Raw genomic sequence first — 17,871 nt, 5'->3', positions numbered from 1 at the left:
ACCATATCCTTTCTCAAATGCAGGCAAAGGGCAATGGGGCTGCTCAAAAAACTTAGGATTTGACTATGAGTTGTTTATTTTGCCGTGCAACTGAGCGACGCCGTGTTTTGCGCCAAAGGTTGAAGCGACGGCTCAGGCGGTCAAGGCACAGATAGACCACCGGGGTCGTGTAGAGCGTCAGCAACTGGCTGACCAGCAGGCCGCCCACGATGGTGACGCCCAGGGGTTGGCGGATTTCCGCCCCATCGCCGTGTCCCAGCGCCAGAGGCACAGCGCCAAGAATAGCCGCAGCCGTGGTCATCATGATAGGCCGAAAGCGCAGCATGCAGGCCTCAAAAATCGCTTTATCCGGCGGCAGATTGCGCGTGCGTGAAGCCTCCAGGGCGAAGTCGATCATCATGATGGCGTTCTTTTTGACAATGCCGCAGAGCAGCAACACGCCGATAAGCGCAATGACGCTGAACTCCATGCCGCAGGCCATCAAGGCCAACAAGGCCCCGCCGCCCGCCGAAGGCAAAGTTGAAAGAATGGTCAGCGGATGAATGAGACTTTCATAAAGCATACCCAGCACAATATACAGCGCGGCGAGTGCCGCCAGCACCAGCACAACCTGATTGCCAGCGGTATCGCTGAACATTTTTGCCGTACCCTGAAATCCGCTCACCATAGAGGACGGCATGGCAAGTTCCGCCTTGATGGCAGCCAGGGCCTCCTGCGCCTGCGAAAGCGACACGCCGGACGCAAGGTTGAAAGAGATGGTCACTGCGGCAAACTGCCCCTGATGCGCCACAGAAAGGGGCGCAAAAGCGGGAACCACCGTGGCGACGCTGAGCAACGGCACAAGGCCGTTGGCGCCCGGCAGGCGCACCTTGCCAAGAGCATCCGCCCCGGTCAGCCAGTCCGGCCCGTATTCCAGCACTACATGATACTGGTTTTTATCCTGATAGATGGTCGATGCCTGACTTTGCCCAAAGGCATTGCCAAGGGCGGCGTCCACATCCTTCATGCTCAGGCCGTAACGGGCCAGGGCATCGCGATCCACCTTGACCAGAGTTTCAAGCCCGCGTTCTTCGATATCGCTGTCCACATCCTTGAACAGGGGGTTGGCGGCCACAGCCCTTTGCAGCTTGCGGCCCCACGTGCGCAGGTCCTCCAGGTTGTCTGCCTGCAAGGTGTACTGATACTGCGAGCGCGCACCACGCCCGCCCATCATGATGTCCTGCGCGGGTTGCAAAAAAATCTGCATGCCCGGCTCGGCAACAAGCTTGCCGCGCAGTCGCCCGATTACAGCCATGGCGTCGAGCTTGCGTTCCGAAAGAGGTTTCAGGGCGATAAATACCCCGCCGCCGCCCCCGCGTCCGCTGTTGATGTTGCCCGATACATGCTGCACCGCCGGGTCTGCCTTGATGACATCTACAAGCTTGCGCAGCTTTGCCTGCGAAGCCTGAAACGAAGAACTCTGGTCTGTACGTATGCCGCCCATGATGACGCCCGTATCTTGCTGCGGGAAAAAGCCTTTTGGCACAACAACATACATCCACACGTTGGCGGCGATCACCACCAGCAAAGAGCAGATGGTCAGGCGCGGGTGCCGCAGCACCACGGGCAGGGTGTTGGCATAACCGCGCTGCATGCCGGAAAGCAGCCGCCCCCAGAAATCGCCCACACGGGCCAGCAGACGCCACCACAGGCCCGCAAGCCCACCAGCGCCCAGGCGGGCGGCCTGCGCTGCGGCGGCATCCTCATGTGCCATGGGTCGCAAGAGCATGGCGCTCATCATGGGAGTGGTGGTCAGCGAAACCACCATGGAAACCAGCACGGCAGTGGTGAGCACCACAGAAAATTCGCGGAACAGACGCCCCACAAGCCCGCCCATGAACAGGATGGGCGTAAATACCGCCACCAGAGAAATGGAAATGGACACAACGGTAAAGCCCACCTCGCGCGCACCGCGCAGGGCGGCACGCATGGGTGTTTCACCCATTTCCAGCCGTCGCACGATATTTTCGAGCACAACAATGGCGTCGTCCACCACAAAACCGGTAGAAACAGTCAGGGCCATGAGCGAAAGATTATCCAGACTATACCCGCACAAGTACATGACGCCAAAAGTCGCCAGCAAAGATACGGGAGCCGCCACCGCAGGAATGGCCGTGGCTCTGCCGTTGCGCAAAAACAAAAAGGTTACCAGCACCACCAGTGCCATAGAAAGCGCCAGACTTTTTTCCACCTCGCGCAGCGAGGCACGGATGGTCAGCGAGCGGTCGAGCCTCTGACCAAGGTCGGCGCTTTCGGGCAGCCACGAACGCAACTGCGGCAGCATTTCCTTTACCTGATCTACGGTCTCAATAATGTTTGCCCCCGGCGCACGAAACACAATAAGCAGCACCGCCGGTTTGCCGTCGGAAACAGCCATGGCGCGCACGTCTTCCGGGCCGTCCTTGATCTCTGCCACATCCGAGAGGCGTATGATTTTGTCTGCCTTGCGGGCAACAATAAGCGGTTTGTAGTCCTCCGCCTTGCGCAGCTGGTCGCTTGCGCCAATCAGCCAGTACTGTCCGCCATTGTCCACCTGCCCCTTGGGCATAAAGGCATTGGCCGCCGCAAGAGCCGTGCGCACGTCGCTCATGGTCAGGCCTGCCCTGTTGAGGGCATCGGGGATAACGTCCACGCGCACTGCGGGCAGCGCGCCGCCGCCCACAATAACTTCGCCCACGCCCGGCAGTTGCGAAATCTTTTGAGCAAGCACAGTTGAGGCCGCATCGTACAACTGGGTACGGGTCAGCACATCAGAGGTAATGGCCAGAATCATGATGGGCGCGCCCGCCGGGTTCACCTTGCGATAGGTGGGGTTGGAGGGCATGGTGGGAAGATTTGAACGGGCGGCGTTGATGGACGACTGCACGTCTCTGGCCGCGCCGTCAATATTGCGGTCAAGATCGAATTGCAGCACCACCTCGGTACTGGAGAGCGAGCTGGTGGATGTCATTTCCGACACGCCAGCAATACGGCCAAGTGAACGTTCCAACGGTGTGGCAACGGTGGCGGCCATGGTTTCCGGCCCTGCGCCGGGCAGCTTTGCACGCACCACAACAACAGGAAAATCCACCTGCGGCAGGGGAGCCACAGGCAACAGACCAAAAGCCACTATGCCCGCAAGGGCAATGGCAAAGGTCAATAAGGCCGTAGCTACAGGACGCCGGATGAAGGGCGCGGAAAGGTTGGCTGGCAGAGCCTCCGGGCCAAAACGGTGCCTGCGGCCCTGCTCCAGCAGGGCTTTGAGCCTGCTCGCACGGCTAGGGCGGACAGATGCCTCCGACCCAGGCGGAGTGACGGCATTGTCGGCCTGTTCAGCAGAACGGCCTTGCAGATGCGGATTTTCCGCGTCTTGCCGCTCTGTACTCATGGCCGTGCCTCTTGCGGGGGATCGCTCCGGGCTGCGGCTCCGTCCTGTCCGGCTCCGCTGTCTGCCACATGGCCCTTGAAGCGACGGCTCACGCGGTCAAACCACAGATAGATGACAGGCGTTGTGAACAGGGTGAGCGCCTGGCTGAAAATAAGCCCGCCCACCATGGTCACGCCCAGAGGACGCCGCAGTTCCGCGCCCATGCCCCAGCCGACCATAAGGGGCAATGCGCCCAGCAGGGCCGCCATTGTGGTCATGAGGATGGGCCGCAGACGCAGCAGGCAGGCTTGCCGAATGGCGGCCAGCGGCTCCTTGCCTTCGTTGCGTTCCGCATCCAGGGCAAAGTCGATCATCATGATGGCGTTTTTCTTGACAATGCCGATAAGCAGAATGATGCCGATAATGCCCACCACGCCAAGATCCATATCTGCCAGTATCAGGGCCAGCAAAGCCCCCACGCCAGCAGACGGCAGGGTGGAAAGAATGGTGACGGGGTGGACGTAACTTTCGTACAGCACGCCCAGCACAATATACATGGTGATGATGGCTGCCAGAATAAGCCAGACCTGATTGTTTGTAGACGTGGTGAAGGCCTTGGCCGCGCCCTGCAACTGGGTGCGCAGGGCCGTGGGCAGTTTCAATTCTTTTTCGGTTTCTTCCACGGCCTTGACCGCCGCACCCAGCGAAGAGCCACGCGCCACGTTGAAAGAAATGGTCGCCACCGGGAACTGCCCCTGACGCGCAATGGAAAGCCGCACGGGGCGTTCCTCAAGCGTTGCCAGGCTTGTGAGCGGTACGGGTTTGCCATCGCCGCCCGAAACATAGATGTTTTCAATGGACTGCGGCCCCATACGGAAACGGGGGGCAGTTTCAAGCACCACCTTGTACTGGTTGGTTTGCGTAAAAATGGTTGAAATAAGCCGCTGCCCAAGGGCATCGTACAGGGCGTTGTCAATGGTCGACATGCTTATACCAAGGCGGCCGGCGGCGTCCCGGTTAATGTTCAGCCATGCCATGCGGCCCGGATTCTGATAGTCGCTGGTGACCATTTCTAGCTCTGGACGCTGGGAAAGGGCGTTCACAATACGCGGCAGCCACTGATCCAGCTGATCCCTGTCCAGCGCTTCTATCGAAAACTGGTACTGGGTGCGCGAAATGCGGTCTTCTATGGTCAGGTCCTGCACGGGCTGCAAATACAGGGTCATGCCCGGCAGAGCGGTGGATTTTTCCATAATGCGGCGCGCAATGGCAGGCGCGCGGGCATCGCGGTCTTCCAGGGGCTTAAGTTCCACCGAAAGACGCGAAGTCCCCATGCTCTGGTTGACGCCGTCCACGCCCACAAAAAACACCACGCTCTCAACCGCAGGATCTTGCAGTATGAGGTCGGCCAGCTGGCGTTGCCGCCCGGCCATGGCCTCAAAGGACGTATCCTGCGGCGCTTCGGCCATCCCCTGGATGACGCCCGTATCCTGTACGGGGAAAAAACCCTTGGGTACGCCAATGTACAGCAGAACCGTGAGCACCAGGGTTCCCACCGCCACCGCCAGAGTCAGGCTCTGGTGTTGCAGTACCCAGTCGAGTTTTTCTTCATACCAGGCCAGCAGACGAGTAAAAAAACTGCCGTCTCCCTGCTGTGCATGGGCTCCATCATGCTGCTCGGGCCGCAGCATGATGGCGCAGAGCATGGGCGTGAGCGTGAGCGAAATAACCGCAGAAATAAGAATGGTCACGGCCAGCGTTACCGCAAATTCGCGGAACAGCCGCCCCACCACATCCCCCATGAACAGCAGGGGAATAAGCACCGCCACCAAGGAAATGGTCAGCGAAATAATGGTAAAGCCTATCTGCCCTGCCCCGGTCAGGGCGGCTTGCACGGGTTTTTGCCCCTGCTCCAGATAGCGCGAGATATTTTCGATCACCACAATGGCATCGTCTACCACAAAGCCGGTGGCGATAACCAGAGCCATGAGCGTGAGATTGTTCAGCGAGTACCCGGCAAGATGCATGACGCCAAGGGTGCCCACCAGAGAAAGCGGCACGGCCAGAGCGGGAATAATGGTGGCTCTGGCATTGCGCAAAAACAGCCAGATGACCCAGATCACCAGCGCCACAGCCAGCAGCAGCTCAAGCTGCACATCGTGCACCGTGGCGCGGATGGTGGTTGTGCGGTCTGTAACCACCCGCACGTCCACATTGCCGGGCAAGGTCTGTTTGAGCACGGGCAGAAGCCGCAAAACCCTGTCCGCAACGTCTATGACGTTGGCTCCTGGCTGGCGCTGCACCGAGAGCACGATGGCAGGCCGAAAGCTCATGCCCTCCCCTGCCACATAGGCCGCGAGGCGGGCGTTCTCGGCACCCTCCACCACTTCTGCCACATCGCGCAGGCGCAAAGGGCCGCCGTCCTTGTAGCCGATTATGGCTTCGGCATAGGCATCGGCAGAAGCGAGCTGATCGTTGGCGTCAATGGTGCTGGCCCGTTCTGGGCCGTCAAAGCTGCCCTTGGCGTTGTTGACATTGGCCTTGGAAATGGCCGTGCGCACATCCGCCAGGGTAAGGCCCGCATTGGCCAGCGCCTTGGGGTTCACCTGCACCCGCACTGCGGGGCGCTGCCCGCCCGAAAGCGTCACAAGGCCCACGCCGGGCAACTGGGAAATTTTCTGGGCCATGCGTGTGTCGACCAGGTCTTCCAACCGGGTAAGAGGCATGGCGTCGCTGGTGACGGCAAGGGTGATAACCGGGGGGTCTGCCGGGTTGACCTTGTTGTAAATGGGCGGCGAAGGCAGGTCGCTGGGCAGCAAATTGTTTGCAGCGTTGATGGCCGCCTGCACTTCCTGCTCGGCCACATCCAGGGCCAGCGTGAGGTCGAATTGCAGAGTCACCACCGAGGCCCCGGCGGAGGAAAGGGAACTCATCTGCACAAGGCCGGGCATGAGGCCAAACTGGCGCTCAAGGGGAGCCGTTATGACAGAGGCCATAACATCGGGGGACGCGCCGGGATAGAGCGTCTGCACCTGAATGGTCGGGTAGTCTATCTGCGGCAGGGCCGCCACGGGCAAATAGCGGTAACCCAGCAGCCCTGAAAGAAACAGGGCCACCATGAGCAGCGAGGTGGCGATGGGCCGTAAAATAAATATGCGCGATAGGTTCATATGGAGGATACTCCCCCTTGCGGGAAGGGGTGGAAGACTCGGTGGGCAATCCCGGCAAGGCCGGGCGCTATTCCGCAGGCTGTGCCTTGGGTGTTTCTGCGGAGGCCGTAATTTTCACTTCAATGCCGTCCCGCAGACGGTCAAGACCGTCCACCACCACCTGTTCGCCCGGTTCAAGGCCCTTATCGATAACTGTCAGGGCGTCTGTGGCAATGCCGGGGGTTACGGTCCGCACCGTTACGGCATCCTGCCCCTTGCCGTTCTTGGCCGCCACATAGACGTAAGCCCCGCGCGACCCCAGCTGCACCGCTGAAGTGGGGACTGTGACGGCATTTTTAAGAACGCGCACCTGCAAACGGGCGTTGACGAACTGGTTGGGGTACAAGGCCCCTTCAGTATTGGGAAAACGCGCCTTGAGCTTTACCGTGCCGGTGGAAAGATCAATCTGGTTGTCCAGAGAAAGCAACCCGCCCACGTCAAGCAGGCGTTTCTGCTCCCTGTCCCAGGCCTGTACTGGCAAGGGACGGCGGTCAACATCATCTTCGTGGGCGCGCAGGGCCTGCACGACCAAGGGCACCTGACTTTCCGGCAGGGTGAACACAACATCACAGGGGCTGACCTCGGTGATGCGTACAATGCCGGAGGTGTCAGAGGCTTTTATCATGTTGCCTTCGTCTACATTGCGCAGGCCCAGACGGCCCGACGTGGGGGCCGTGATGCGACTGTAGCTCAGCTGGAGCGCTGCGGAATCCACGGCGGCCTTGTCGGCCTCCACCGTGCCCTCATACTGGCGCACAAGGGCGCGCTGGGTTTCAAACTGCTGTGTCGCAATAAAGTTGCCCTGCGCAAGCTTGGCATAGCGCGCCAGATCCTTGCGGGCATTGTCCAGCTGGGCCTGATCCTTGGCAAGAGTCCCGCGCGCCTGATCCAGCGAGGCCTGAAAAGGTCTGGGGTCTATCTCCGCCAGCAAGTCGCCAGCCTTGACCCGCTGCCCTTCCTTGAAATGCAGGCGCTGCAACTGGCCGTCCACACGGCTGGTCACGAGCACGTCGCTTGAGGGCAGCACCGTACCCAGGCCATTGAGGAAATGGGGAACATCCTGAGCCAGGGCGGCGGCAACGCGCACGGGCGGCGTATCCATGCCCATGCCACGGCGCGCCTGATTGCCGCTGAAAAATAAACGCCAGCACAGCAGCGCCACCACTGCCAGCAGCAAAAGCAGCACCCACCGGCGCTTGCCAGAAAACAAGCCAAAAGCAGAGGCCATGCTCTGCCGAGATTGGAGACCGGGCATTATATGTCAACTCCCTGAGATATCTGCGGAAAGATCACGCGAAAGACAGCTTCGCTGTCTGCCGGATCTGAAACCATATCAAGCCGCCAGCCAAGCCTTTCGCAGGCTCTGAGCGCCAGAGAAAGGCCAAGTCCACTGCCGCTGACTGCTTTTTGGGTACAACGCACACCCCTGGCAAAAATATCAACGCCGGGGGGGATATACCCGCGATTGCGAACAAGCAGTTCTCCCTGACACAGGGAAACACTGGCGCGCCCATTTTCAGTATACTGGCAGGCATTGTCCAGCAGATTGTTGAACACGATCGCCGCCAGTTCTTTTTGCCCACGAGCCTGCACAGTGGGGACGATATCAGTCTGCAAGGCCACAGGCGGGCGCTGTTCCGGGCCATGCCCATGCGCTTTTTTGCCAACGATGTGTGGCGCGGCTCTCACGCCAGTTTCAAGAGAATTTGCATGAATAACTGAAGCAGGCGGTTGAAAAGGCACTTCAGCATGCGCTGAGGTCAAGTCAGAAATACTATCAGGAGCTGTATTGCGTATGCAGGCAAAAGCAGAAGAGCAATGCAACAGGCCGTCCCCTTCCATTTCCCGCACAATCCCCCACAGCAAAGCGCTGCAATCAAGCGTTTGAAATTCTATTTCTTCTGGGCTGCGGGCCAGCATCAGCAAGGTACGCACTGTATTGGACATACGAGCCGTGGTGCGCAATAGCCGCTGCACCACCGGAGCGAGACTTCCAGCCTGCGGCAGCCTTTGCAGTTGCAGTTCAAGAATTTCAAGGCCGCCCTGCATAACGGTTAACGGAGTGCGCAGCTCGTGGCTCACATCACCCGTGAAGTTGCTTTCGCGCAAAACAAACCGTTGCAAGGCTTCTTCGCGCGCAGCAATGGCCCGCGCCAATACGCCCACCTCGTCATCAAGCCCGGTCAGCGGGATGGGGGGCATGCCGTCCGGCGTTTCCTGCGCGTGAGCATACATACGTTCCGGGGGGCGGCTTTCCACCGCAGTGGTGAGCCTGCTGAGCGGCCCGGTGAGACGGCGGCTCAGCACGACAGCCAGCACAACCGCCAGCGCAAGACCGCTGACGGCGCAGAGCAACAAAATACGGTTCAGGCGCTGTTTCAGGGCCAAAAAGGCACCCGTGCCGCCAGTGAGCACATAGATGACGTCATCCCTGCGCTCAATGAGAATAAATTCTTCCATGTGGCTGATGAAGTGCAGGCCGTCCGGCATCTCCTGCCACTGCTGCGGCACCTGCTTGCCCACAAGAAAGCGCCAGTGCATGACAACGGCAAGGTCTTCGCCGTAATACAAATTGCCGCCGCCGTTGTCTTCGGCTTCCCAGGCGCGCTTTTCAGCCTCAATAAAGGCTTCCATCACGGGCCTTGCGTGCCAGCCCACAAGGTAGGTTGCCAGCGAATCAAAGGAGAGCCGCCCCACGATGCCCAAGGCCGCGCTCATGATCAGGGCCAGAAACACAAAAGCCGCCAGCAGACGACGGCGGATGCTGGTTCTGCGGCGGGGTACAGCTGCATAGCTGCCTGCGAGCGGTGGTTCTGGCCGGGGCATCAGTCATTGTCTCCGGGGTCGGTGCTCAGACGGTAGCCCACATGCGGCACGGTGTGCAACAAAGGTTCGGCAAAGGGTTTGTCCAGTTCGCGCCGCAACTCATGAATATGAGTGCGCAGGGCACTACCTTCCGGCGGGTCGTCCCCCCAGAGGGCATGCTCCAGGTCTTCACGCCGCACAAGGCCGGGCGCAACGCGCATCAGTTCATCAAGGATACGAAAACCCGTGGGGCTCAGCCGCAGGCGGCGGCCCTGCCGCTCGGCCCAGTGCTCACCAGAATTGAACGTCAGATCCGCATATGTCCACACTGCCCCACCATCGGCGGTATTGCCGGAAGACATGCGCCCACGCCGCAGCAGGGCACGTATGCGGGCCTCAAGCTCCTTGAGGGCAAAGGGTTTGACGAGGTAATCGTCAGCCCCGGCTTCAAGCCCCTGTACCCGGTCAGCCACGGTATCCCTGGCTGTGAGCATAATAATAGGGGTGTGTTTGTGGTGCTTGTCGCGCAGTTCGCGGCACAGGCTTATGCCGTCAATGCCGGGCAGCATTATGTCCAGCACAATACAGTCAAAGTGCTGTTCAAGCGCCATGGCAAGGCCCGTCCTGCCGTTGCGCGCGCAGTCAAGCTCATAGCCCTGCGGCTCCAGAAAGGCATAGAGGTTGGCGAGAATATCCTCGTTGTCCTCCACAAGCAAAAGGGCAACGGCCATTATCAGCGCCTTGCGGGGCCAATTTTTTGCGCCGGAGCCGCTGATTCAGGCAGGTCCTTTGGCGTTATGGGACCCATGACGGATATGGAATCCACTTCCACCTCATTGGGCCGCTTGCGGTTCCAGTCCACATGGCCTTGCAGGCGCACCTTGTCCTTGGGCGTGATCGTCAGTTGCTCAAAAATCTTGTTGTCGATTTCCACAACGACCTGTCCACTGTGATCCTCAAACAGATAACGGTGCTTGCGGCGGGGCAGCTTTTCCACCAGATGCCCTTCAAGAACGCACGGTGCGTCATCCTGCGCGCCCAGCACGTCAACGGCCCGCGTTACCGTGGCGGCAACGCCTGGCCCTTCAAAACCCGCCGCGACCGGGGCTGATTCCATAGAGATCACAAGGCTGAACGCAAGGAGCAGAAAAAAAAGATACGGGGCGGGGCGCACTGTTTGCATGCTGTTCTCCAGAAAGGCCGGGCTGCGCCGCCGGATGGATTAATGTACTGCGGGGAGTAAAAACAAGAGACAGAAGGTATTTTAAAAGCAGTTCCCGATGCCCGCGCACTGTGGCGCAGCCTGCGGACATCGGGAAATTTCCGCAATTTCGCGGTCTACTGCTGCATTTCAGCCTTACGCACAGCCATCACGCCTTCTTTGCCAGCCTTGACCACCATGACACCGGTCAGGTGAACCTTGCTCTGCGCTTCAATGTGCGCGGCAGCGGCGGCCTTTTTGCCAAGAGCTACGGTCATGCGGCCAGTGCCGTCTTCAAAGACGTAGCGGTTTTTCTTGCCCTGCACTGGTTCCACGATGGTGCCGGTAACGGACACAGGGGTTTTGTTGGCAGCGGCCAATGCCTTGGCTACCGTATCGACCGGAGCGACTTTTGTCACGCCCTTGGCCTTGCGGGCAGCGTGAGGAGCAGCAGGAGCATCGGTGGTGGTTGCGGCAAAGGCCGGAGCGGCGAGCATGAGGGACATGATCATAACGAGCAGATAACGCATATTTCCTCCAGAAAGGTGCTTAAAAAAAATGCAACGCGCCACATGTCGCGTGCGGACTTACATTGCAAATGTGCACGTCAGTAAAACGTTAAGAATGCCCCTCCCTGCCTGTAAAAAAAATATTTCTCTGCTGCGTCTTTCACACGGGTGCCTCTATTAACAGACGCAGTCCTTGTGATGCCGCTTCAAAACTGGTATGGTGGCTTATATGAAAGAGCTTGATCCACACACTATCCGCCCTTGCCTTGTATGCGGCGGCACCAATGTCCATCTGGAATCCATGCTTCCCCCTGGGCGCAGGCAAGAGGTATGGCGCGTTGTCTGTTCTTGCGGGCAAACCTCGCAGCAATGGTCAGTGTCGCAGGGAGCAGCTATCCGCGCATGGAACCGCAACCTTGCCAGCGAACACGACATGGATAAAATCGCCGCCCCCAGCGTTGCCCTCAAGAACTGACAGCAGGCTATCCCACCGCAACCCCGTAGTTGCCCCGGCCATAAGACTCAGGCTTTGTTTTGCCAGTCTCTGTTGGTAAGGCAGATATCTGCCGCGCATCGCTTATGCTGCACGCCAACCACGAGCAAAGCCTGCGTGCGTCAGCCGTGGCCGTTGCGCGCTGATTGGCTCAGTCCAGCTCTCGCCCTACCCATACGGCCCTGCCGATGATACGCACCAGGCCGCCCAGTTGCTCACTTGTATCGGCTTCAATAGGGGCGAAATCCGGGTTGATGCTGGTAAGTATGAGCTTGCCCGGCATGGCATCCAGCACCTTAAGATAAACCATATCCTCCACGCCCACAGCGTATATGCGCCCCGGCACTGGCTCACGCTGGCTCTGGTCTATCAGCACCACGTCATTGTTCACAATCCGGGGCTGCATGCTGTCGCCAGAGACGCGCAACAGCACCATTTGCGCAGGATTGCCCTTACGCCGTAAAAAATCCCACCTGAAGGCATAGTGGCGCAACACCTCGCCGCCAGTTTCAAAACTTCCTGTCCCGGCAGAAAGCCGGGCCTCGGCCATAGGAACCATCATAAGCCGCGCTTCGGGCGTGTGCACCATTCCGTTGCCGCAATCACCACGCCCGGCCAGCAGCCAGTCCAGCGAGCACTCAAGGGCATCGGCAAGCCGCACGGCATGGCTGCCCTTGGGCATCTGCCCGTTCTCATACTGCTGAATAGTCGTCAGGCTCAGACCCACCGTGTCTGCCAGTACCTGCTTGTGCAACCCCAAGTTTTCCCTGCGCTGACGCATACGCGCGCCAAAAGCTGATACCAGGGGCGCTTGTGCTTTCTTCATGTTTTTCCCTTGTTGTTTGCTGCCCTGAAGTGCCGAGGCCGTAGATGGCCGACCAGCACGGACCATATTTTCATAAAAAAAACGAGCTGTTTGTACACATCTATATTTGTTTTTAGGTAATTTCAAGTTTTCCTTGAAGTTCAAAGAAAACTTTTAAATCTATGCTGATGAAAGTCATTATTCTTGGCATATTTCAAAATTTATGTAAACAAATTCACATTGTTAAAACTTTTCTTATAAATAAAACTTTTCCTTGACTATCCCCACGAATAGTGATTTTTCTATTTTACGGCCCATTAAATTTAATTTTCTATTTTTGGAGCATAGCATGTCCGCATTTCCTAACGACATCACTAACCTGAGCGCTGTGCTGGATTCCTTACACTCTGGCGAGTGCGCCATCCAGCAGCCTATTCTGCGCTTTGTCATCGAACACATCCGCCTTCTGTCCTGCCAGATGGATAAGGAAATTTCCACGCAGTTCAGTATCTGCCCGCAAACACCGTCCTCAACGCCAGAATCGCCCGCCATCGGCATATCCGCGCGCGTCTGCCAAACTGTGGAGACGCGCCATGACCAATAGGCCCATTGACCCGGCAAAGCCCGATAACAGTCAGCCAGAACTTGTTAAATCTTCAGCAGAAACTTCTGCTCCGGAGGGCGATTCGCGTGTGCGCCGCAAAAATAATCCCGCATGGGGCCATGCCCTGCGCATGGCTGAAACAGAGGAACAGTGGCGCGAGCTTATCAACCATTTGCCCGACAATGCGCGCCAAATATGGAGAGCCCTCAACGACATGAAGCAGTTCTGGGGGGTACTGCGCGCCTTTGGCGGGCAATGCATACGCGTACCGCGCAATGTGCCCAAGGACAGAACGCATCCGCTGCGCAAAACGCTTGGCCTTAAATGCCTGCGCAAGCTCATGGCGACTTTTGGCGGCACAAGCCTGTATGTACCCCGCTGCACAGCTCTTGTGACCCGCCTTCGGCAACATGAGATCGTCAAAGGTTTTTCACGCAGCACTGGGGGTGGTTCAAGCAGTACGGCTGCGGTGTCCAGCCTGGCGCGCCGTCACGGCGTGTCTGACCGCCGCGTATGGCAGATTCTGAAAAAAGAAAGCTCCGTTCCCCCGCAGGCTAAACTTCTGCTGATGCTTGGCGATTCCGCGCAAATTTCTGCCCAGAAGCACGATAATGCGCTGTAAATTAAGCCAAAAGCGACAGACTGCCTGCCCTTAAAAAATTTAAGCCAGCGTTTATGCTGGCTTTTTTTGCCACAAACTCCTCATTTTCCGCAAAAAATCTGCAAAAATAACGCATCCTGCGCCTTTGACACTACTGAATCCTTTCAGTCTTACGTGCGCCCGACTTTTTGGCATGTTCTCCTCACGCCGCTGATTGCGGCGACACCATGCCAAGGAGCCTCATCATGCCCAATCTGTTTGATACCGCCCACGCCTTCACCGCCAGATGGGAAGGCGGCCTCACAGACCACCCCGCTGATCCGGGCGGTCTGACCAAGTACGGGGTTTCCCTGCGCTGGGTGCAGGATCTTGCCCAGCAGGCCCGGCAGGAATGTTTGCACCAGCACAGAAGCTGCGATGGCTGCTCTGCTGCACGCACCCCCAATTGTACGTACAACGGCATTGATCTGGATATGGACGGCGATGTGGACGCTGACGACATCCGCGCCTGCACCAGGCAGCAGGCCGCCGCGCTGTTCAAAAAGCACTTCTGGGATGCCCTTGGTTGCGCCGCCCTGCCACTACCTCTGGCCGTGGCCTTGTACGACGGAGCGGTCAACATGGGGCCAGCCAGAGCAGTGCGCCAGTTGCAGCAGGGCATGAACTCTGTTGGTGAAGCCCAGCTCGACCACTATCGGTCCATTGCCGAGGACGGCATCCCCGGCCCGCGCACAGCAGAACTGGCTGAAGCCCTGGAATCGGCCAACCTCCAGTGGTTTGCCGCCCGGCAGATACTGCGCCTGCGCGATGCCTTTTACCGTGATCTGGCTGCCCGTCGCCCGTCCCTCAAGGTGTTTCTTGAAGGCTGGCGCAACAGGGTTAAGGCACTGGCCCAGTATCTTGCAGAACTTGAACGGGAGGCAAACTGACATGTGGGCACTGCTTGGGAACCTGCTGGGCGGCATCACTGGTGCTGTGGGCAAGATACTGCCCGACCGCAACCGGCAGAACGATGCGCAAAGCCGCATCAACGAGGCAGAGGTGGGCGGCGCGCCCGCAAGCACTTTGCGGCTGTGGCGCTCCTTCCTCGGCTGGATGCTCTCCCTGCTGTTCTGCTGGGAGGTTGCGGGGAGACTTATCATTATTCCCCTGTTTTTTCCTGGCTGGAGCGACCACCTGCCGCCCTCGGCCCTGAACCAGATCATGACCCTGCTGCTGGGCATGCTGGGGCTGGGATTTTAGGCAGGTCTATACGCGCAGCTATCTGACAACCACTGAGAAAATTTATTTTTGAGCAGGTCAACAGGCCTGGAGGATACGTAATGATGGACATTTTTTCTTCCACAGGGGCAAGCCTGCTTGTTTTGCTTGTGCAGGGGCTGTTTGCCTGGGCCTTGTGGAGCCTGCGCCGGGCCTTTGTACGGCAGGAGGACTACCTACTGCACGTACAGCGCGATACCCGGCGTGAGGCCGCAACCACCCGCAGGCTTAGCGCCATAGAAGAAAACCTGCGGCTCGCCCCCGATACCGCAGACTTAGCAGGCCTGCACAACGAGCTGGCGGCCCTGCGCGGTGAAATTCAGGCGCTCAATGTGCGAATATCTGGTTTGGACAGGCTGCTTGAGCGGCTTGAGCACAGCTTTGAGCGGCAGGAAGACCGTCTGCGCCTCGTGCCTCAGAGTGGTGCGGCTTTCGCCTGCCGCGCAGGGGCCGATGCTGCGGGAGGTTGCAACTGATGCCCCCTGCAAAACGTAAAGGCTCTTGCCGCAACTCCACCTTGCTCGACAGCCTTGGGCAGCGTCTTGACCTGCTCACCAGCACCCTTAGCGCTGCTGATATTGCGGAAAAAAGTATAGATATTGTCAAAGAAATAAAGGAACTGCATGCAATTCTGCGCTCCCTGCGCGATGAAGCCTCGCCCGATGCCCCGCCCAGGATGGTGGTTGTGTGGGGCGCCCCCCCAAGTGCTGCATCCGGGAGGCTGCCCACAGATTTATCTGGAGCATCGCCCCGGACATCATCCAAGCCGTCAGGAGCATCCGGCAAACCGCCCGTGCAAAAAACTTTGCCGCAATACAGCTCAAGCAACTAACAGTTTCTCTTGAAAAACAAGGATATTTTCCATGTCCCAGCCTGAGCCGCACATTATCCCCTACTGCCCCCGCCCTTTGCAGTGGCGCTTTCATGAGGAGCGCACCCGCTTCTGCGTGCTGCTCTGCCACAGGCGCTTTGGCAAAACGGTAGCGGCGGTCAATGATCTGGTGCGCCAGGCATTGCGCGTGGGCAAACACGACTGGCGGGCAGCCTATGCCGCGCCCTTTCTTGGGCAGGCCAAGGCGGTCGCATGGGACTACTGCAAGCAGTTTGCCGGGGCCGTGCCCGGCACGCGATTTCTGGAAAGCGAGCTTGTCTGCGTGCTGCCCACCGGGGGCCGCATACGCCTGCTGGGAACGGAAAACGCGCAAGCCCTGCGCGGCCTGTATCTGGATGATCTGGTACTGGACGAGCCGGCAGACATGCCCCGCGAAGTATGGACGCAGGTGCTGCGCCCCATGCTGGCCGACCGTCAGGGCCGCGCGCTTTTCTGCGGCACGCCTCAAGGCACGGACAACCTGCTCTATGACGTGTGGCAGCAGGCAGGCGCGGACGAAGAAGGCATCTGGTCGCGCTTCCGTTTTCCTGCTTCTGAAACCGGCTACCTGCCGCAGCAGGAGCTGGCAGCGGCGCGCCGGGGCATGGACGAGGCCGAGTATCTTCAGGAATTCGAGTGCTCGTTTGCAGCGGCCGTGCGCGGCGCTTACTACGCGCCCCTGCTGGATACAGCGGAACGCGAGGGGCGTATCCGCCCCCTGCCCCACGCGCCTGAGCTTCCCGTGCATACAGCCTGGGATCTGGGCATGGATGACGCCACGGCCATCTGGTTTTTTCAGGTGGAGCCATCGGGCTGCTGGCGCATCCTCGACTACTACGAAGCTTCCGGCGAGGGGCTGGCACACTATGCGCAGGTTCTGGCCGCCAAGGCCCGCCCTGCTGAAACTGCGGAAGCCACCGCCCATGCTGTCCATGATGGGGTCATTGCCGGACGCGGATTTGTTTACGGCACCCACATTGCTCCGCACGACATCCGCGTGCGCGAACTTGGCACCGGGCTGAGCCGCTGGGAAAGCGCCGCCCAACTGGGCATACGCTTTACCCTGGCTCCGGCTCTGTCGCTGGCTGACGGCATAGATGCCCTGCGCCGCCAGTTGCCGCGCTTCTGGTTTGATGCGGCAGCCTGCGCCCAAGGCGTAAAGGCCCTGCGGGCATACAGGCGGCGCTGGAAGGCTGGCGCCGGGCAAGGCTCGCAGGCCGCGCAGGCTGGCTCCGGCCCCTTGCACGACTGGGCAAGCCACGCGGCAGACGCCCTGCGCTACGCCGTCACGGGCTATCGCCCGCAGCAGGAAACAGCCTCTGGCGCGCGCCGCGCCCGCACTGACTACGACTTTTTTGGAGGACGCTGATGCGCTTTACCTACACCCCCATTGTGGATCAACACGCCCGCGATGACGTTTTTGAACACATGGAAGCCGAAGGCCTCACAGCCAGCGCCATGAGTTCCCTGCTCAAGCCCACGCTGGCCCAGTGGCAGACAATCACCGCGCCGGAAAGAGGCGTTTTGCTGGGCTGTTATGGCCCGCCGCCGGAAGCCGCCTCTGCTTACGCTTCCACCCCGGCCCCATTGCTGGCCTGCGCCATGTTCAGTCCCCGCAGGGGGCGGGTGTGGGAGTTTGATTTCACCACCTTTCGTCAATGGGCGCGGCTGGCAGTGCCCATGGCGCACGGGGGCTTGAGCTGGGCTTTTGCAAACCTCGACTGCTCCGCAGTTATGGGGCTTTGCCCGGCCCCCAACCGCCATGCCTGGAGGCTGGCCGAAGCCTGCGGATTTCGCGTGCTCGGGCGCTTGCCCGGCGCATGTCTGCATACCCGCAAAAAAACATGGGTGGACGGCGTACTGGTGCTCTGCACACCGCAGGACTTGTCTGCAATCATTCAACATAAGGAGAACGTCATGGGATTTGGAGGAGGCGGCACGCCCGATGTGCCCGCAGTTGCGCCCGTTCCCAAGCAGGAAGTGGAAAAACCCGTAACCGAGGCCGCCACGGCGGCGCGCCAGAACCAGAAAGACAAAGCCGCCAAGGCGGCTGGCATCAACGGTTCTGTGTACACCAGCCCGCTCAACCGCGCTGATGCAACGCGCAAAACCCTGCTGGGGCAGTAGC

General features: G+C 59.4%; 17 protein-coding genes. 9 read left to right on the top strand and 8 right to left on the bottom strand.

The genetic code is table 11. The features are described from left to right. Positions 1–52: 52 nt before the first annotated feature. The 7 genes from JMF94_RS04990 to JMF94_RS04960 form a co-directional block, all read right to left on the bottom strand. A complete protein-coding gene (locus JMF94_RS04990) occupies positions 53–3,406 on the bottom strand; it encodes an efflux RND transporter permease subunit (RefSeq protein WP_240824074.1) in 3,354 nt (1,117 codons plus the stop codon). Next, positions 3,403–6,555: an MdtB/MuxB family multidrug efflux RND transporter permease subunit gene (locus tag JMF94_RS04985; RefSeq protein WP_240824072.1), complete on the bottom strand. Its 3,153-nt coding sequence runs from the start codon at positions 6,553–6,555 to the stop codon at positions 3,403–3,405. The genes JMF94_RS04990 and JMF94_RS04985 overlap by 4 nt, the downstream gene beginning before the upstream one ends. A gap of 67 nt (positions 6,556–6,622) precedes the next feature. Beyond that, positions 6,623–7,849, bottom strand: a complete 1,227-nt coding sequence (locus tag JMF94_RS04980) for an MdtA/MuxA family multidrug efflux RND transporter periplasmic adaptor subunit (RefSeq protein ID WP_240824070.1) — start codon at positions 7,847–7,849, stop codon at positions 6,623–6,625. Continuing rightward, positions 7,849–9,420, bottom strand: a complete 1,572-nt coding sequence (locus tag JMF94_RS04975; protein ID WP_240824068.1) for a HAMP domain-containing histidine kinase — start codon at positions 9,418–9,420, stop codon at positions 7,849–7,851. Before JMF94_RS04975 ends, JMF94_RS04980 begins: the two co-directional genes overlap by 1 nt. Further along, positions 9,420–10,130 carry a response regulator transcription factor gene (locus JMF94_RS04970; protein ID WP_240824066.1) on the bottom strand — a complete coding sequence of 237 codons (711 nt, stop codon included), beginning with the start codon at positions 10,128–10,130 and terminating at the stop codon, positions 9,420–9,422. The genes JMF94_RS04975 and JMF94_RS04970 overlap by 1 nt, the downstream gene beginning before the upstream one ends. Positions 10,131–10,132: 2 nt before the next feature. After that, entirely contained in the window at positions 10,133–10,582 is a 450-nt protein-coding gene (locus tag JMF94_RS04965) for a NirD/YgiW/YdeI family stress tolerance protein (RefSeq protein WP_240824064.1), read from the bottom strand. 155 nt (positions 10,583–10,737) lie between these two features. After that, the gene (locus tag JMF94_RS04960; RefSeq protein ID WP_240824062.1) at positions 10,738–11,130 is read right to left on the bottom strand and encodes a NirD/YgiW/YdeI family stress tolerance protein; all 393 of its coding nucleotides are present in this window, start codon (positions 11,128–11,130) and stop codon (positions 10,738–10,740) included. A gap of 208 nt (positions 11,131–11,338) precedes the next feature. Here JMF94_RS04960 and JMF94_RS04955 point away from each other — a divergent pair, with 208 nt between their 5' ends. Further along, positions 11,339–11,584: a hypothetical protein gene (locus tag JMF94_RS04955; protein WP_240824060.1), complete on the top strand. Its 246-nt coding sequence runs from the start codon at positions 11,339–11,341 to the stop codon at positions 11,582–11,584. A 169-nt stretch (positions 11,585–11,753) separates the two neighbouring features. Here JMF94_RS04955 and JMF94_RS04950 read toward each other — a convergent pair whose 3' ends face one another. After that, positions 11,754–12,428 (bottom strand): S24 family peptidase, encoded by a 675-nt coding sequence (locus JMF94_RS04950; RefSeq protein WP_022658120.1) that lies wholly within the window; start codon positions 12,426–12,428, stop codon positions 11,754–11,756. Between the two features lie 328 nt (positions 12,429–12,756). On the opposite strand from JMF94_RS04950, the gene JMF94_RS04945 reads away from it, so the two are divergent. The 8 genes from JMF94_RS04945 to JMF94_RS04910 all read left to right on the top strand — a co-directional run bounded on the left by JMF94_RS04945 (position 12,757) and on the right by JMF94_RS04910 (position 17,870). Then, positions 12,757–13,011, top strand: a complete 255-nt coding sequence (locus JMF94_RS04945) for a hypothetical protein (protein ID WP_240824058.1) — start codon at positions 12,757–12,759, stop codon at positions 13,009–13,011. Further along, on the top strand, positions 13,001–13,633 hold the full coding sequence (locus JMF94_RS04940) for a Mor transcription activator family protein (RefSeq protein WP_240824057.1): 633 nt from the start codon (positions 13,001–13,003) through the stop codon (positions 13,631–13,633). Before JMF94_RS04945 ends, JMF94_RS04940 begins: the two co-directional genes overlap by 11 nt. Positions 13,634–13,857: 224 nt before the next feature. Further along, positions 13,858–14,541 (top strand): glycosyl hydrolase 108 family protein, encoded by a 684-nt coding sequence (locus JMF94_RS04935; protein WP_240824055.1) that lies wholly within the window; start codon positions 13,858–13,860, stop codon positions 14,539–14,541. A gap of 1 nt (position 14,542) precedes the next feature. Next, the gene (locus tag JMF94_RS04930; RefSeq protein WP_240824054.1) at positions 14,543–14,854 is read left to right on the top strand and encodes a hypothetical protein; all 312 of its coding nucleotides are present in this window, start codon (positions 14,543–14,545) and stop codon (positions 14,852–14,854) included. 80 nt (positions 14,855–14,934) lie between these two features. Continuing rightward, positions 14,935–15,348, top strand: a complete 414-nt coding sequence (locus JMF94_RS04925; RefSeq protein ID WP_240824052.1) for a hypothetical protein — start codon at positions 14,935–14,937, stop codon at positions 15,346–15,348. Next, entirely contained in the window at positions 15,348–15,704 is a 357-nt protein-coding gene (locus JMF94_RS04920) for a hypothetical protein (protein ID WP_240824051.1), read from the top strand. The genes JMF94_RS04925 and JMF94_RS04920 overlap by 1 nt, the downstream gene beginning before the upstream one ends. 31 nt (positions 15,705–15,735) lie before the next feature. Beyond that, the gene (locus JMF94_RS04915; protein WP_240824050.1) at positions 15,736–17,112 is read left to right on the top strand and encodes a terminase family protein; all 1,377 of its coding nucleotides are present in this window, start codon (positions 15,736–15,738) and stop codon (positions 17,110–17,112) included. Next, on the top strand, positions 17,112–17,870 hold the full coding sequence (locus JMF94_RS04910) for a GNAT family N-acetyltransferase (protein ID WP_240824049.1): 759 nt from the start codon (positions 17,112–17,114) through the stop codon (positions 17,868–17,870). The genes JMF94_RS04915 and JMF94_RS04910 overlap by 1 nt, the downstream gene beginning before the upstream one ends. Position 17,871 lies beyond the last annotated feature (1 nt).

Source organism: Desulfovibrio sp. UIB00 (assembly GCF_022508225.1).
Lineage (GTDB): Bacteria > Desulfobacterota > Desulfovibrionia > Desulfovibrionales > Desulfovibrionaceae > Desulfovibrio.
This window is presented reverse-complemented; position numbering and strand designations above follow the sequence as displayed.

What these genes read in the sequence shown, in the direction of transcription:
- JMF94_RS04915 (WP_240824050.1), top strand. Translation starts at nt 15,736, where the DNA reads ATGTCCCAGCCTGAGCCGCACATTATCCCCTACTGCCCCCGCCCTTTG.
- JMF94_RS04965 (WP_240824064.1), bottom strand. Translation starts at nt 10,582, where the DNA reads ATGCAAACAGTGCGCCCCGCCCCGTATCTTTTTTTTCTGCTCCTTGCG.
- JMF94_RS04930 (WP_240824054.1), top strand. Translation starts at nt 14,543, where the DNA reads ATGTGGGCACTGCTTGGGAACCTGCTGGGCGGCATCACTGGTGCTGTG.
- JMF94_RS04955 (WP_240824060.1), top strand. Translation starts at nt 11,339, where the DNA reads ATGAAAGAGCTTGATCCACACACTATCCGCCCTTGCCTTGTATGCGGC.
- JMF94_RS04910 (WP_240824049.1), top strand. Translation starts at nt 17,112, where the DNA reads ATGCGCTTTACCTACACCCCCATTGTGGATCAACACGCCCGCGATGAC.
- JMF94_RS04940 (WP_240824057.1), top strand. Translation starts at nt 13,001, where the DNA reads ATGACCAATAGGCCCATTGACCCGGCAAAGCCCGATAACAGTCAGCCA.
- JMF94_RS04985 (WP_240824072.1), bottom strand. Translation starts at nt 6,555, where the DNA reads ATGAACCTATCGCGCATATTTATTTTACGGCCCATCGCCACCTCGCTG.
- JMF94_RS04990 (WP_240824074.1), bottom strand. Translation starts at nt 3,406, where the DNA reads ATGAGTACAGAGCGGCAAGACGCGGAAAATCCGCATCTGCAAGGCCGT.
- JMF94_RS04970 (WP_240824066.1), bottom strand. Translation starts at nt 10,130, where the DNA reads ATGGCCGTTGCCCTTTTGCTTGTGGAGGACAACGAGGATATTCTCGCC.
- JMF94_RS04960 (WP_240824062.1), bottom strand. Translation starts at nt 11,130, where the DNA reads ATGCGTTATCTGCTCGTTATGATCATGTCCCTCATGCTCGCCGCTCCG.
- JMF94_RS04935 (WP_240824055.1), top strand. Translation starts at nt 13,858, where the DNA reads ATGCCCAATCTGTTTGATACCGCCCACGCCTTCACCGCCAGATGGGAA.
- JMF94_RS04925 (WP_240824052.1), top strand. Translation starts at nt 14,935, where the DNA reads ATGATGGACATTTTTTCTTCCACAGGGGCAAGCCTGCTTGTTTTGCTT.
- JMF94_RS04945 (WP_240824058.1), top strand. Translation starts at nt 12,757, where the DNA reads ATGTCCGCATTTCCTAACGACATCACTAACCTGAGCGCTGTGCTGGAT.
- JMF94_RS04920 (WP_240824051.1), top strand. Translation starts at nt 15,348, where the DNA reads ATGCCCCCTGCAAAACGTAAAGGCTCTTGCCGCAACTCCACCTTGCTC.
- JMF94_RS04975 (WP_240824068.1), bottom strand. Translation starts at nt 9,420, where the DNA reads ATGCCCCGGCCAGAACCACCGCTCGCAGGCAGCTATGCAGCTGTACCC.
- JMF94_RS04950 (WP_022658120.1), bottom strand. Translation starts at nt 12,428, where the DNA reads ATGAAGAAAGCACAAGCGCCCCTGGTATCAGCTTTTGGCGCGCGTATG.
- JMF94_RS04980 (WP_240824070.1), bottom strand. Translation starts at nt 7,849, where the DNA reads ATGCCCGGTCTCCAATCTCGGCAGAGCATGGCCTCTGCTTTTGGCTTG.